The following is a 14,417-nucleotide window of genomic DNA, read 5'->3' as shown; positions in this document are numbered from 1 at the left end:
TAAAAATCACTTATCAATCATAAATCATCATTTATACCATTGATTAGACTACTTGGGAGCTCTTTTTTATTTTTAATTCCTAGTGATTTTAGCTTCTGAGTCTGCGAAATTAGATTGTCATTTCCGGTTGATAATTGTTTAAAAGCATCATTATAAACATTTTTAGCTTGATCAATATTTTTCCCCACTTTCTCTAGGTTTTCTACGAAACCTGCGAACTTATCATATAATTTAGCCCCTCTTTCTGCAATTTCCATAGAATTTCTGTTTTGATATTCTCTCTTCCAGAGATCTGCAATCAACTTCAGGGAAGTAATCAAATTGCTCGGATTTAAAAGTAGAATTCTTTTGTCGTATGCAAAATTCCACAGGTTTTGGTCTGCTTGCATGGCTGCGATATAAGCGGGCTCGCTTGGAATAAACATCATCACAAAGTCTAAAGATTTCCCGTAGTCATCATAAGCTTTTTGGCTCAACTGGCTAATATGATTCTTGATGGAAGATAGATGTTGGCTGACTTTGATTTGGTAAACGTCCTGATTAGTTTCGTCAACCAATTCTGTGAAAGCGGTAAGAGAAACTTTAGAGTCGATAATCACATTCCTTTCGTCAGGATATTTTACTACAGCATCCGGACGCATTTTTTTGCCGGAAAATTCTGAAAATAAAGCTTTGTTGTCTTCATCTTTAAGTTCGTGCTCCAGAAAATATTCTCTTCCTTTTACCAAGCCCGATTTCTCCAAAATACTTTCCAAAATCATTTCTCCCCAATTTCCCTGTGTTTTGCTTTCGCCTTTTAGGGCTCTCGTTAGTTTTTTGGCGTCTTCAGAAATTTGTTGGTTCAGTAATGATAATTCCTTTACTTTTTCTCCCAATGAAAAACGTTCTTTGTTTTCCTTTTCATAGACTTCGTTAACCTTATTTTTTAAATCGGTTATTCTTTCCTGAAACGGATCAAGAATATTTTTCAAATTATTCTGATTGAGCGTGGTAAATTTTTCTGTTTTTTCTTCTAAAATTTTGTTGGCTAAATTTTCAAACTGCAGTTTTCCTTCTTCCTGAATTTTTGAAATTTCGGCTTTCTGTGTGTCCATAGATTTTTTTAACTGCTCATTGATTGCGGTAAGCTCAGAGTTTTTAGCAAAAATCTGTTGTTTTTCATTCAAAAGAAGATCAATCTGAATGTTTTGCTTGGTTATTTCTTCTTTTTGATCCAGAAATTGTGTTTGTAAGGAATGGTATTCCGCAGAAATTTTTGCAAATTCATTTTTTAAATCATTAAGTAAATCAGACTGGTGGAGAAAGTTGTCTTTTTCTGTTTGAATTGTTTGATTTAATTCCAAAACTTTGCGCTCGGAATTTTCCAGATCTGTAGCAGATTTGATATGCGAATGGTTCAGATTTTCATAAGAACTTCTTGAGACCATGGATGGTTTTAAAACAAAGTAGATAATGATGGCACCAAAAACTCCGCCGGCAATAAAACCAATGATCAGATAAGATATTTCCATTGTTCAAAATTACAATTTTTTGAACTTTTTAATCAGTCAGAATTTTATTTAACTATATTTGAATTTGTTAAATTAATTCATATACGTACAATGAATATGTCCATTGGTCCATTTAATCTGATTTTTCTTGCAATTGTAAGTGCTGTAGTTTATATAGCGGGATTTTACTGTGTATTTAAAAATAAACTCGGCCCTGTGGGGATTCTTACAGTTTTGCTTTTTCCATTGGTAGGGTCCTTAGTAATATTATTGTATTCTCTGACCAGGAAAGAGTCATCAATTAAAAAATAGGAGAAGAATCAGCTTGTTTTCGTTTGCTGTAAAATCTCAATATTCTTCGCCACATTACTGCTTTCACATTTCTTCATTTCTTTAGCCAATGCAGAAGAAAGTAATTTAGGATTTAAAATTTGTAATGCCACCTTTGCTGCGGCATAGTCCACAATATTAATAACAGGATCTCGTAAAAAATTGGGTGTGTTTGAAGCGATTACCGCCGTTGCCCAAGAGGTTTCTCTCGCTTTTGAAATGGCAAAATCTAAAATTACATTATCTTTTCCGTTGGAAAGTTTATCGATCAGATTGACGGGATAACAGATTTTATTTAAAGAATCCTGAACATTTTGATTGATTGATGCAATCACTGAATTGATGTTTTCAAAATCTTTTTTCAAAGGATTGATTTTACGGTAAGGCATCACCGAAGCTGCAGAAATTCCCAAATCTAAATTGATGTGTGCATTCATCCCAAGAAAGATGTGCTGAAGAATCAAAAGGTCTTTGTCTTTTGCCGCTTCAAAAGCGAGATACCACGCGTTCGTGCATTTTTTACCTTTTATGTAATTTTCCCAAGCTTCAAGATATCTGTTGGCAAAAGCGAGATCTAAAAGAACCATTCTGGGATTATCTTCAAATTTTTTCTGTTGAATTCCTTTTAAAACCTGAGCGGTCATTATTCTGTAAGTGCAAGCAAAATAGCCTGCGGGACTTTGGTTTGCTTTGCTCCAAATGATAATTTCGTCTAATTTTTTCAAGACTTCTTCGATGGTCTTCATGGCGGTTTAGTTTTCATTAAAGATAAAAAAACCTCACAGATTTGCGAGGTCTAAATTTTCACGGATTTTCTTTGGCAATCTCATCATGGTGCTTCAAATACAATGGCAACGCCGCAGAGCCATACCAAGGAAAGATTTCATAATTAAAAACTCCGGCCGAAACAGCGGGATCTGTTTTTACCCAAGATTCGGCTTCTTCTTTTGATTTTGTATTGAAAATAAACATTCCACGGTAGTCGCGTTGGTTTTTGCCCGAAAACGGTCCGGCAATGGTAATCTTCCCTTCTTTGGCGAGTTTGCCGATGTTTTCCATATGGCCTTTCATCAATTCTCCCATTTTTGTTTTATCATCAATTTTTACCGAACCTGTTGTCAGCATTACAATGACATAAGGTTTCATTCCGTATTTATCTGCACCTAGAGAGTCTGCCAATTTCTGATTGAATTTTGGCTCTTCTGTTTTCTTTTGAGCAAGTGATAAAGCAGCTGTCACCATTGATAATACTATTAAGAATTTTGTTTTCATTCTGTATTTATTTTAATCTTTAATTCTCAGAAATTCTTTAGCCAATTCAATCATTTTAGGGTCGCCAGTATATTTTCCGTGTTCGTCGGAGAGTTTTACTGTGGGAATCCATTCTTTGTTTAAAGCTTGTACACCTATTAACTTCATTACAATATTCATTGGTTTCAGACCGACATCGTTGGTGAGATTAGTTCCAATTCCAAACGAAACCCCGATTTTTCCTTTACAATAGTTTGTGATTTCTTCTACTTTTTCAAGATTTAAGTTGTCTGAAAAAATAATATATTTAAATAAAGGATTGATCCCGTTGCTTTTATAATGTGCAATTGTTTTGTCAGCAAACTCGAACGGATCTCCGCTGTCATGGCGAACTCCATCAAAAAGTTTGGCGAATTTCTTATCAAACTGCTGAAAGAAAACATCTGTAGTGTAGGTGTCTGAAAGCGCAACTCCCAAATCACCACGATATACGTCTACCCAGTGTTCAAGTGCTAATTCGTTGGCCATTTTGAATCCGAATTCTGCTCCGTGGAACATAAACCATTCGTGAGCATGAGTTCCGATAGGTTTTACATTGTATTTCATTGCAAAATGCACGTTTGAACTTCCAATGAATGTAGAATCTTTTTTCTGGTTCAAAGCTTCCATGACCAGATTCTGAACTTTGTAAGAATGCCTTCTTCTCGTTCCAAATTCTGCGAAATTGACTCCTAAATCATTCAGTGATTCTGCTTTTTCCAAAGTTTTGCTCATCACGACCTCATTAGAATCTCTTTCCATGTGATTCATTTCGTAATGCAGTTCACTGATCAAAGACAATAAAGGGACTTCCCAAAGAATTGTTCTGTACCAAAGTCCTTCTACAGTAACAGAAAGGTCATTTCCCGTTTGTACTATTTTCACCTCAGAAGGATCGTAATGATAACCTTCCAGGAAATCTAAATAGGGTAAATTTAAATACGGACAGGTTTTGGCTAAAAACTTCTTTTCGTCTTTTGTCAGTTTCAGCTCTGCCATTTTGTCAACAATCGATTTCAAGGCAACGTCAAAGCCTTCAGGAAAATGGTGTTTTCCTCTGTTGATGAATTCGTATTTTACGATCTGGTTTGGGAAAAGTTTGACCACAGCATTTTGCATGGTGATCTTGTAAAAATCATTATCGAGTATAGAGTTCAGGCGTATTTCTGACATAATTTAAATTTAAATAAATTTAATAAAATAAATAAAAAAAACCGCCTTTTTGAGGGCGATTTTACAATACAAATTATGAGTATCTTCTATTTTCCTAAGTACGAATTGTACATCCAAACTTCTTTTTCCTGCTCGGTAATGTAGTCGCTCATCTGAGAGTTGGTACCTTCGTCACCTGCTTTATCGGTAATGTCTAAAAGTTCTCGTTGTAAATCAATAACTACTTTAAAAGAATTTAGAATTATTTCGATACTTTTATTTCCATCGCTTACTTCTTTACTTTCCTTAATGGTAGAAACCTGAAGATAATCTGAATAATTATGCGCGGGAGTTGCTCCTAAAGTCAGAATTCTTTCTGCAATTTCATCAATTTTTAAAACTAAGATGTTGTACAATTCTTCAAATTTTGGATGCAGTGTAAAGAATTGCTCACCTTTTATATTCCAATGAGAACCTCTTGTGTTTTGATAGAAAACTGAGTAATTAGCAAGCAATATATTAAGTTTTTCTGAGATGTTTTGGCAATCCGCTTCTTTTAAGCCAATAATGTTAGCATTTTTCATAAGTTTATTTTAATTCTATTTGCAGGAAATATTGTGCCGAAATTGTTTTTTGATAATTGATGATACTTATCTTTGGTATTCTTAAAATATATTGAAAATGGTTTTAAACTTTAATACTAAGAGAAAGAGCTTTCTGGTTTCGGTTTTAATTTTATTTGGACTTTGTCTTGGGTATTATATAAATGTTCTTTTTAAAACTGATTACCATTATATTTATTTTTTAGATGATGCATACATACATCTTGCAATGGCGAAAAATTTTGCAATGCATCATGTTTGGGGTGTGACTTCTCATGAATTTTCATCATCATCTTCATCTCCACTTTTTACAGGACTTTTAAGTGGCTTTATTTGGCTTTTAGGAAATAATGACCAATTTCCATTATATATAAATTTGGTTTTTGGTGTTGGCATTATATATTTTCTCAATGCATATTTTTCTGAATATTTCAAAGAAACAAAAAACATTGTTATTGCTGTTTTGTTTACGATTTTCTTTGCCGTTTTGCATCTATTGCTATTGTCTGGGATGGAGCATTTATTTCATGTTTTGCTTATCACAATTAATATTTTATGTTTAACTAAAATCAATTATAATAAGTCTACTGTTTTTGGATTTTATTTTACGATTGTATTGATGGGACTTGTGCGTTTTGAAAGTATGTTTTATTTTGTTATTCTCGCATTTTGTTTTTTATTACAAAGTAAATGGAAAACTGCATTTTTTGTTATTTCAGCAGGACTTATTCCTGTAGCAATTTTTTGCTATTTTAATTATCAACAAGATGGTTATCTTTTTCCCAACTCTGTGGTTGTAAAAGGAACCAAGTTAGATTTTACTTCCGGTTTTTTGATTCAATTTAAAAATATTTTTTTAAATAATCTTATTCTGAATATCAGTTTTTATAAGGTAGGTATTTTCCCGATCATAATGTGTTTGGTCTTCATTTTTAAAGATATTAAAAAGTACAATTTTTCTAAAGTGATAGAGAATAATTTTCTCTTGATAGTAATTTCTTTACTCATGATTTGTCATTCTTTATTTGCTGAATTAAAAGGAGGATTCAGGTATGAAGCATATATTTTAACAGGGTTTTCTATGGCTTTGATCCCGAAGATGAAATTCTTTTTTGAAGATTTTAAAAATTCCATTAAAAACAAAAAATTGTTGAGTGTTTTGGGTTTAGCAAACTGTCTGTTGCTTTTATACAAATTTGGAATTGCTCATCTGGCTCTGAATAACGGCGGGAAAAATATTTATGAACAACAGGTGCAGTCTGCGAAATTTTTGAATACCTATTATAATACATCTAAAATTGTAGCTAATGATATTGGAGCAATAACTTACTATACCGATATTCAATTATTAGATATTGCAGGTCTTGCTTCTACAGAATTGATTTCACTTAATGAAAATAAAGCTGAATTTGATGATCGGTTTGAAACATTCATGACACAGTATACTTTAAAAAACAAATATGATCTTGCAATTGTGTATGAGGTTTGGCTTGGTGGTTATGTGCCAAAAGGCTGGAAAAAAGTAGCTGTTTTAAAAATTCAAAACAAAATTTCGGTGGCACAAGACGAAGTTACTATTTATTGTATCAGTTCAGAAAAGCTGAACTCGCTGAGAGAAAATATGAAAAATTTTAAGTGGCATAGAAATGTTCAGGTAAAAATGATCCAATAATTTTAGCAGTTTGGCTTGTATTAAAATCAATGAAAATTCCCAATCATTATTTGCATTAGTTTCATAACCTTATTTAATAAAATACAAAAAAAGCAAGATTATTTACCTATAACTACTTGTAGATTAAAAAATTATTACTATTTTTGCACCCTAAAATAAAAAGCAATTAAATGCCTACTATTCAACAATTAGTAAGAAAAGGAAGAGTCGCACTCACCAAGAAGAGTAAATCGGCTGCCCTTGATTCTTGTCCACAAAGACGAGGTGTATGTACGAGAGTATATACTACCACTCCTAAGAAACCTAACTCTGCACTTAGAAAAGTAGCAAGGGTAAGACTTTCAAACGGTAAAGAAGTCAACGCCTACATCCCGGGCGAAGGACATAATCTTCAAGAGCACTCGATAGTATTGGTACGCGGCGGAAGGGTGAAAGACCTACCGGGAGTACGTTATCATATCGTAAGAGGAGCATTAGACACCGCAGGTGTTAGTGGAAGAACGCAGAGAAGATCTAAGTATGGAGCTAAGAGACCAAAACCAGGTCAGGCAGCAGCTGCGCCAGCTAAAGGAAAGAAAAAATAATCATTAAATAAGGTACAGAAACAATGAGAAAGACAAAAGCGAAAAAAAGACCGTTGTTACCAGATCCGAAATTTAATGATCAATTGGTAACTAGATTCGTAAACAACTTGATGCTAGACGGTAAGAAGTCTATCGCATTCAAAATATTCTATGATGCATTAGACCTTGTAGAAGCAAAAAAAGGAGAAACTGAAAAGACTGCCCTTGAAATCTGGAAAGATGCATTAACTAACGTTATGCCTCACGTAGAAGTACGTTCTAGAAGAGTAGGTGGAGCTAACTTCCAGATTCCTATGCCAATCAGAGCTGACAGAAAAATTTCTATGGCAATGAAATGGTTAATCCTTTACTCTAAAAAGAGAAATGATAAGTCAATGGCTTTGAAATTGGCTAACGAAGTGGTAGCTGCTTCAAGAGAAGAAGGTGCTGCTTATAAGAAAAAATCTGATACTCACAAAATGGCGGAAGCTAACAAAGCTTTCTCACACTTTAAATTCTAATTAGAAATGAGTAGAGATCTTAAATTTACAAGAAATATTGGTATCGCTGCCCACATTGATGCGGGTAAAACTACCACTACAGAAAGAATTTTATTCTATACAGGTGTAAACCACAAAATTGGTGAGGTTCACGATGGTGCTTCTACGATGGACTGGATGGAGCAGGAAGCTGAAAGAGGTATTACCATTACTTCTGCTGCAACTACTTGTTCTTGGAACTTTCCAACAGACCAAGGTAAGCCGTTAGCTGATACTAAACCTTACCACTTCAACATCATCGATACACCAGGACACGTTGACTTCACAGTAGAAGTAAACAGATCTTTGAGAGTATTAGATGGATTGGTATTCTTATTCTCTGCAGTAGATGGAGTAGAGCCTCAGTCTGAAACAAACTGGAGACTTGCTGACAACTACAAAGTTGCAAGAATGGGATTCGTAAACAAAATGGACAGACAAGGTGCTGACTTCCTTAACGTGGTAAACCAGGTTAAGACAATGTTAGGATCTAATGCAGTTCCAATCGTTTTACCAATCGGTGCTGAAGAAGATTTCAAAGGTGTTGTTGACTTAATCAAAAACAGAGCGATCATCTGGGATGAAGCTGGACAAGGTGCTACTTTCGAGGTAGTTCCAATTCCTGACGACATGAAAGACGAAGTTCTGGAATACAGAGAGAAATTAGTAGAAGCTGTTGCTGACTACGATGATACTTTGATGGAGAAATTCTTCGAAGATCCAGATTCTATCTCGGAAGATGAGATCAACGAAGCTTTGAGAAAAGCGACTATCGATCTTTCTATTATCCCAATGACTTGTGGTTCTTCATTCAAAAATAAAGGAGTACAGTTTATGTTGGATGCAGTATGTAAATATTTGCCTTCTCCATTGGATAAAGATGATATCAAAGGTACAGATCCAAGAACTGACGCTGAAATTTTCAGAAAACCAGACGTAAAAGAGCCTTTCGCAGCTTTGGCATTTAAGATTGCTACCGATCCTTTCGTAGGAAGATTGGCATTCTTCAGAGCATACTCTGGAAGACTAGATGCAGGTTCTTATATTTTGAACACTCGTTCAGGAGATAAAGAAAGAATCTCTAGAATCTATCAGATGCACGCTAACAAGCAAAATCCAGTAGAATATATTGAAGCTGGTGATATTGGTGCAGCGGTAGGTTTCAAATCTATCAAAACTGGTGATACAATGTGTGACGAGAAAAACCCAATCGTTTTAGAATCGATGGTTTTCCCTGATCCGGTAATTGGTATCGCTGTTGAGCCTAAAACTAAAGCTGACCAGGATAAAATGGGTAACGCTCTAGCTAAATTGGCTGAAGAAGATCCTACTTTCACAGTAAGAACTGACGAAGCTTCTGGACAAACGATTATCTCTGGTATGGGTGAGCTTCACTTAGATATCATTGTTGACCGTATGAAGAGAGAATTCAAAGTTGAAGTTAACCAAGGTCAGCCTCAGGTAGAGTACAAAGAAAACTTAACAAAAGTTGCTAGCCATAGAGAAGTTTACAAAAAACAATCTGGTGGTAAAGGTAAATTTGCTGATATCGTATTTGAACTAGGACCTGCTGAAGAAGGTAAAGTTGGTTTAGAATTCATCAATGAGATCAAAGGTGGTAACGTTCCTAGAGAATTTGTTCCTGCAATTGAAAAAGGCTTTAAAGCTGCAATGAAGAACGGTCCTTTGGCTGGTTTCGAAGTTGAAGGTATTAAAGTTACTCTTAAAGACGGATCTTTCCACGCAGTGGATTCTGATGCTCTTTCTTTCGAATTAGCTGCTAAATTAGGATTTAAAGAAGCGGGACGTGCTGCTAAGCCAGTAATTATGGAACCTATTATGAAATTGGAGGTTGTAACTCCAGAAGAATATATGGGTAACATCATTGGTGACCTTAACAAGAGAAGAGGTACCATCAGTGGACAAGAAGAAAAGAACGGTGCCGTTGTTATCAAAGGTTCAGTTCCACTTTCTGAAATGTTTGGTTATGTTACTACTCTAAGAACACTTTCATCAGGAAGAGCTACTTCTTCTATGGAATTAGAGAAGTACCAAGCTACTCCTCAAAACGTTGCTGAAGATATTATCGCTAAAGCAAAAGGTTAATTTTTTAAATCAAAGAAATGTCACAAAGAATCAGAATAAAACTAAAATCTTACGATTACAACTTGGTAGACAAGTCTGCTGAGAAAATCGTAAAAACGGTAAAGGCTACTGGTGCTGTTGTAAACGGACCTATTCCATTACCTACAAATAAGAGAATCTTCACAGTGTTGAGATCTCCGCACGTAAACAAGAAAGCAAGAGAGCAGTTCCAATTATCAGCTCACAAGAGATTGATGGATATCTACTCTTCTTCTTCTAAAACTGTTGATGCTCTAATGAAATTAGAACTTCCTTCAGGAGTTGACGTAGAAATTAAAGTGTGATAATTAAGCCTTGGGCTTATCATCTTAATACAAATCCCTTTTCGAAAGAAGAGGGATTTTTGTTTTCAAATTAATCTAAGTGTCTAGCTTCAAAATCTCATCTAATTCAAATATTATTATATTTTGTTTTAAATTGAAAAGATGAAGACACTGATTTTACTTTTATTTCCTTTAATTTTATCATCGTAAACTCATCGTTTTGTATATGAATTTGGGTGTGAATTAGACTCATTGTCAAAAATCATACGATAGAAAATATAATTTAAATGTCAATCCTGATGAGTCAAATTCTATACATACTCTTATATGGAAGAGGATTCGTTAAATATCATCCGCGGTCAGTGAAGATCTAGATAGGATGATCATCTTCCTGCTATTATTAGAAAAAGAATTCATTTGAAAACACCTCACTGATCTTACTGAATAATTTTTTGCTGTAGAATCAGCAGATAAAATGAATTGGCAGCTTCACAGTCATACGATAGTTGAAGATCAGTATACACTCCAAAAGGCAACAACAACTTTTGATGAAAGAGCATGGGTTACATGGTTTTCTAAAGATGTCAATGTGAGCGAGGGTCCCTACAAATTTCGCAGACTTCCCGGAGTGATTTTCCAGATTGAAGATGATAAAAAAATATTTTAAACTTTTAAGGAATATGAAATTTACCAAAGCATAGGAAGCTAAATTTCTTGAAAGTTTTATGCCACAAAAACCAATTCCTGTTACCAAAAAAGTCATTGCAAAAAAACAGTTAGAACTTTACGATAATCAACTGCAGGATATTGCTGAATCTTTTAAATCACCAACCCTGAAAATACGGGAGTACAGATTAAAAGTTTAGATCACCTGAAAGGAATGTCAGACGAAAGGAGAAAAACAATGCTTAGAGAAAATAATCCCATCGAAATTGATAAGGCCGTGCAATTTCCTATACAATAATAGAAAAGCATTCGCTATTTTGAGGCTGAATTTTTGATTACATTTATTAAAAATAAAATAATGTCAAAAGAAGATAAAAGCATATTTGAAAAATTCTCCAATTGGGCAACAAAATTTACCGGAAGTTCTTACGCTTTCCTTGGCGCAGTTGCGATCGTGGTGATGTGGGCAGCTACGGGTCCGCTTTTTAAATATTCCGAAACCTGGCAATTGGTGATCAATACCGGAACCACAATCATTACTTTTCTAATGGTTTTTTTAATTCAAAAATCTCAGAATAAAGATTCGAAAGCGATACAGATTAAATTAAATGAATTGATTGCTGCGAATGAAAAAGCAAGTAACCGAATGGTCGACATCGAAGACCTTACTGAAAAAGAACTAGACCAAATTCATTGCTATTATGAAAAGCTGGCAGACTTCGCAGAAGAAGATCAAGATATTCACGCTTCGCATTCCATAGATGCTGCCAAGAGAAATCAAGACAGGAAATATGAAACTTTTAAACAAAAGCATGACCAGTGGCTAAAGGATCAGGAACAAAAAAAGGAATCAATTTGATTCCTTTTTTTGTTTTACTTAATAAGTCATTATCTCTTCATAAAATAGTCAAAATAACTACAGCTTCCCAAAAGTGTTCTCGCTGCCTCAGTATCTGAATATTGAGATTTCAGCTGAGCAAAATAGGTTCTGTATTTTTGATTTTTCATGTCATTCATCTGCTGCTGGTAAGCATCGTTTTTCTCGGACCATTTAGGGTCGGAGTAATCAATGTTTGCTTGGTTTTTAGCTTCGTACTGGTAATATTTTCCCTGCTCGGCACTTGCCATCTGAAATAAAATTCTTGCTTTATTTTCTTTGTCAGTTGAGAGGTCTAAAGCTTTTTTATAATACTTTAAAGACAGATCAAAATTATCAGGTTCGATGTAGGTGGTTGATGTGAAATTCTTATAATAATATTGATAAGGATTTTTCTTATCGGTGCTCCAAAAATCATATTTTCCGCCGTTGCTGTTGTCGACATCCATTACAAACAATTCTCTGTAATATCCGAGAACAGAAGTGTTATACAAGATATTTCCTATGAGCTGATTGGCATGAGCGGACTTGTTGTCTTTACCGTTTCCAATTTTTTTTAGCTGAACTAAAGCTTCAGCCAGTTCAAGTTTATTCATTTTTTGTTTGATGAAAGGAAAACCAGTATAATCTTCAGCGTGCATACTTTGTGTATCAGAACTTTGGAAACTTTCCCAAACATTATGTCCGAAAACCAAATTGGGGATGTTGCTGAAACCATCATAGTTCTGCCCGTCATAAACAAGTTTTTCGTAATTTCCAGTTTCCGGATTGTATCGTTCATAATTATCTCTCGGAATTCCGGAGAAGTTTTGAGCTTTTTGATAATAGGTTTTAGCTTTATCAAAGTCTGCCAGTCTCATTGCACGATCACCGTAAATGACATTAAAGAACGCATCAATGTTTCCTACATTGTCCATGTTTTTAGCAATGATTTGTTGCTCGAAAGCTGTCTTGTTAGGTTTCCTGTAAAATTCTTCCACACTTTTCACCAATGTAGAATTTGGGTTATACTGAAGATCAGACAATTTATTATTCATCAGATAAGATTTTCCGTCTTCACCCTGCAGAAAATAGCGGTTGGCCAAAACATCTTTTAAGAATGAAGCGGTAGAAGGTGGCGCTCCATAGTTGTAGCCACCATCTTGTAAACTGTCTTTTTCAATTTTCTTTTCAGTAAAATACTCTGCGTAGTCTTTCATTAAATGATCTTCGTACTCAGCATCAATCTTTGGCTGAGAGACGATATCATTTAAAACTTTCATCCGCTTGATCTCTTCAAGATATTCCGGATTGCTGGTTTTAATGTCTTCTAAAATCTCTGTACTCGCTTTGTAGTCTTTCTCCAGAAACTTCAGATAAGCATTGGCAATCTGCCAATATTCATCAGTAGACTTTTCCTTAGTTTTGGCTGTGAATTTTTCTAAATCATCAAGAAAGTCTTTCTGTTTTTCGTCATAAAAATAACTTTGATTTTTGGTGTAAAAAGGAATTCGGTTAGGGTTTTCCAGCAGCTCATCATTGCTTTGCTCATTTTTATTCCCGTCTTTTTTGTTATCAGATTTTGAACTGAAAAGATTTTTAAAGAACCTGACGATTTTCTGCCAGAAAGAAAGTTCTTTTTGTTTTATATCTTCTTTCGGAGAACTGTCTTTGGCAGTTGATGGTTTTTTTTCGGATGACGCATCAGCATCTTTAGAATCATAATAATAAGTGGGAAGGTAGCTTCGTTCTAGCTCATTAATGCTTCTTGCGGCCATCACCTTCAGTATTTCTGAATTGGGATCAATGTCGTACATCTTTTCCATTATCGGAATGGGGTTTGTGAAATCTTCATACCCCAAAAGAAAGTATGCCATGTTTTTCTCCTCATTACTTCCTGCTCTTTTTAGAATATTATTGAAAGATGCGGTATCAGAAAGTTTCATTGAAATAAATGCAGATTCTTTTCGGCTTTTACTGTTTTTAAACACCTGAAAGAAATTCCAGTTGGCCTCGCTTCCCATTTGTAATCCTCTCTGAGCTCCTGCTAATTGGTCTAATGCCATATAATATGTAGCCCCTCTTAAAGAAATAGGCTGAACAAAAGACTTGAATGCCTGAAGAGCCACATCGAAATTTCTAGTGTAGTGACTGAATCTAACGAGCTGATATCCATACCGCTGCTTGATTTCAGGATTTTTGGCGGCATTATATAAAGATGTCAGTGCGGAAATTGTTTTAGCGTAGTCTAATTCGGTAGCGTTTTTATCGCTTTCATTTTCTCTGTAATAGAAGGAATCTGCACTTTCTACATAGTTGATTTTCATGTAAGGCTCAAGATATTTGGCCTCAATGAGGTAATCAATGCCTTCACGGTATTTCTGATAAGATCCTGCTCCCAGTTTTGTAAGTACTGGGTTGGAGGTGTTTCCTTTTTTTAAATTGTTCAGATCATTCATTGAAAGTTTATTCACCAGAAAATCTGTCTCAGAATAACTCAATTGATTGTTGAAGAATTTTCTCCAAGATTCAATATTCTCATTTGGAATCTGGGAAGATTTAAAATCAGTATAAAACCTCGACGAGTAATTGTGAAGAAATGGTAGATAAGATTTATCTTTAATAATGCTTTGTGTAAACAGATTAAAATAATCGTAATCAGGATCTGCCCAAGCGCAAGCTTCAGATTTGGTGTAGAAGAGCGATGCTACCGCTAATGATAGGATGTACTTTTTCATATGTATTTGTGGTGTTTATTTTTTATTTAGCACAGATTACACTTACCTAGATCTTTTATGAATTTTAAATTCATCCGTCGAGATCTGTGGGGATCAGTGGGAAAATTTCCT

Annotated in this window: 13 protein-coding genes and 1 pseudogene; 8 read left to right on the top strand and 6 right to left on the bottom strand. The window is 34.7% G+C overall.

Going from position 1 to position 14,417, the window contains the following annotated elements; all coding sequences use genetic code 11:
- Positions 1-17: 17 nt before the first annotated feature.
- From rmuC to AR685_RS07365, 5 genes are all read right to left on the bottom strand, one after another.
- Positions 18-1,511, bottom strand: coding sequence for a DNA recombination protein RmuC (gene rmuC, locus AR685_RS07390; RefSeq protein WP_059124184.1), 1,494 nt, complete (start codon positions 1,509-1,511; stop codon positions 18-20).
- 299 nt (positions 1,512-1,810) lie between these two features.
- The gene (locus AR685_RS07380) at positions 1,811-2,566 is read right to left on the bottom strand and encodes a DUF5995 family protein (protein ID WP_059124183.1); all 756 of its coding nucleotides are present in this window, start codon (positions 2,564-2,566) and stop codon (positions 1,811-1,813) included.
- Between the two features lie 58 nt (positions 2,567-2,624).
- Positions 2,625-3,092: a YciI family protein gene (locus tag AR685_RS07375; protein WP_059124182.1), complete on the bottom strand. Its 468-nt coding sequence runs from the start codon at positions 3,090-3,092 to the stop codon at positions 2,625-2,627.
- A 12-nt stretch (positions 3,093-3,104) separates the two neighbouring features.
- Positions 3,105-4,283 (bottom strand): nicotinate phosphoribosyltransferase, encoded by a 1,179-nt coding sequence (pncB, locus tag AR685_RS07370; protein ID WP_059124181.1) that lies wholly within the window; start codon positions 4,281-4,283, stop codon positions 3,105-3,107.
- Between the two features lie 86 nt (positions 4,284-4,369).
- Entirely contained in the window at positions 4,370-4,846 is a 477-nt protein-coding gene (locus AR685_RS07365) for a Dps family protein (protein WP_059124180.1), read from the bottom strand.
- A gap of 97 nt (positions 4,847-4,943) precedes the next feature.
- On the opposite strand from AR685_RS07365, the gene AR685_RS07360 reads away from it, so the two are divergent.
- The 8 genes and pseudogenes from AR685_RS07360 (at position 4,944) to AR685_RS07330 (ending at position 11,571) form a co-directional block, all read left to right on the top strand.
- Positions 4,944-6,536, top strand: coding sequence for a hypothetical protein (locus tag AR685_RS07360; protein WP_059124179.1), 1,593 nt, complete (start codon positions 4,944-4,946; stop codon positions 6,534-6,536).
- A 170-nt stretch (positions 6,537-6,706) separates the two neighbouring features.
- A complete protein-coding gene (gene rpsL / locus AR685_RS07355; RefSeq protein ID WP_027383325.1) occupies positions 6,707-7,120 on the top strand; it encodes a 30S ribosomal protein S12 in 414 nt (137 codons plus the stop codon).
- Positions 7,121-7,143: 23 nt separating this feature from the next.
- Entirely contained in the window at positions 7,144-7,620 is a 477-nt protein-coding gene (gene rpsG, locus AR685_RS07350) for a 30S ribosomal protein S7 (protein ID WP_028122161.1), read from the top strand.
- Positions 7,621-7,626: 6 nt separating this feature from the next.
- A complete protein-coding gene (gene fusA, locus AR685_RS07345; RefSeq protein ID WP_047442271.1) occupies positions 7,627-9,744 on the top strand; it encodes an elongation factor G in 2,118 nt (705 codons plus the stop codon).
- 17 nt (positions 9,745-9,761) lie between these two features.
- Positions 9,762-10,067, top strand: a complete 306-nt coding sequence (gene rpsJ / locus AR685_RS07340; protein WP_002661363.1) for a 30S ribosomal protein S10 — start codon at positions 9,762-9,764, stop codon at positions 10,065-10,067.
- Between the two features lie 442 nt (positions 10,068-10,509).
- Positions 10,510-10,713, top strand: a pseudogene (locus tag AR685_RS07335) (GLPGLI family protein); the annotation flags it as partial.
- A 58-nt stretch (positions 10,714-10,771) separates the two neighbouring features.
- Positions 10,772-10,912, top strand: coding sequence for a hypothetical protein (locus AR685_RS18090; RefSeq protein ID WP_156122459.1), 141 nt, complete (start codon positions 10,772-10,774; stop codon positions 10,910-10,912).
- A 158-nt stretch (positions 10,913-11,070) separates the two neighbouring features.
- A complete protein-coding gene (locus AR685_RS07330; RefSeq protein ID WP_047442269.1) occupies positions 11,071-11,571 on the top strand; it encodes a low affinity iron permease family protein in 501 nt (166 codons plus the stop codon).
- A gap of 29 nt (positions 11,572-11,600) precedes the next feature.
- Here the strand turns inward: AR685_RS07330 and AR685_RS07325 are convergent, their stop codons facing one another.
- Positions 11,601-14,306 carry a hypothetical protein gene (locus AR685_RS07325; protein ID WP_059124178.1) on the bottom strand — a complete coding sequence of 902 codons (2,706 nt, stop codon included), beginning with the start codon at positions 14,304-14,306 and terminating at the stop codon, positions 11,601-11,603.
- Positions 14,307-14,417: the final 111 nt, after the last annotated feature.

The sequence above is a fragment of the Chryseobacterium sp. JAH genome, assembly GCF_001507335.1.
Classification (GTDB): domain Bacteria; phylum Bacteroidota; class Bacteroidia; order Flavobacteriales; family Weeksellaceae; genus Chryseobacterium.
This window is presented reverse-complemented; position numbering and strand designations above follow the sequence as displayed.

Coding starts and splice junctions, on each gene's coding strand:
- rmuC (WP_059124184.1), bottom strand. CDS start 1,511: ATGGAAATATCTTATCTGATCATTGGTTTTATTGCCGGCGGAGTTTTT.
- AR685_RS07380 (WP_059124183.1), bottom strand. CDS start 2,566: ATGAAGACCATCGAAGAAGTCTTGAAAAAATTAGACGAAATTATCATT.
- AR685_RS07375 (WP_059124182.1), bottom strand. CDS start 3,092: ATGAAAACAAAATTCTTAATAGTATTATCAATGGTGACAGCTGCTTTA.
- pncB (WP_059124181.1), bottom strand. CDS start 4,283: ATGTCAGAAATACGCCTGAACTCTATACTCGATAATGATTTTTACAAG.
- AR685_RS07365 (WP_059124180.1), bottom strand. CDS start 4,846: ATGAAAAATGCTAACATTATTGGCTTAAAAGAAGCGGATTGCCAAAAC.
- AR685_RS07360 (WP_059124179.1), top strand. CDS start 4,944: ATGGTTTTAAACTTTAATACTAAGAGAAAGAGCTTTCTGGTTTCGGTT.
- rpsL (WP_027383325.1), top strand. CDS start 6,707: ATGCCTACTATTCAACAATTAGTAAGAAAAGGAAGAGTCGCACTCACC.
- rpsG (WP_028122161.1), top strand. CDS start 7,144: ATGAGAAAGACAAAAGCGAAAAAAAGACCGTTGTTACCAGATCCGAAA.
- fusA (WP_047442271.1), top strand. CDS start 7,627: ATGAGTAGAGATCTTAAATTTACAAGAAATATTGGTATCGCTGCCCAC.
- rpsJ (WP_002661363.1), top strand. CDS start 9,762: ATGTCACAAAGAATCAGAATAAAACTAAAATCTTACGATTACAACTTG.
- AR685_RS18090 (WP_156122459.1), top strand. CDS start 10,772: ATGCCACAAAAACCAATTCCTGTTACCAAAAAAGTCATTGCAAAAAAA.
- AR685_RS07330 (WP_047442269.1), top strand. CDS start 11,071: ATGTCAAAAGAAGATAAAAGCATATTTGAAAAATTCTCCAATTGGGCA.
- AR685_RS07325 (WP_059124178.1), bottom strand. CDS start 14,306: ATGAAAAAGTACATCCTATCATTAGCGGTAGCATCGCTCTTCTACACC.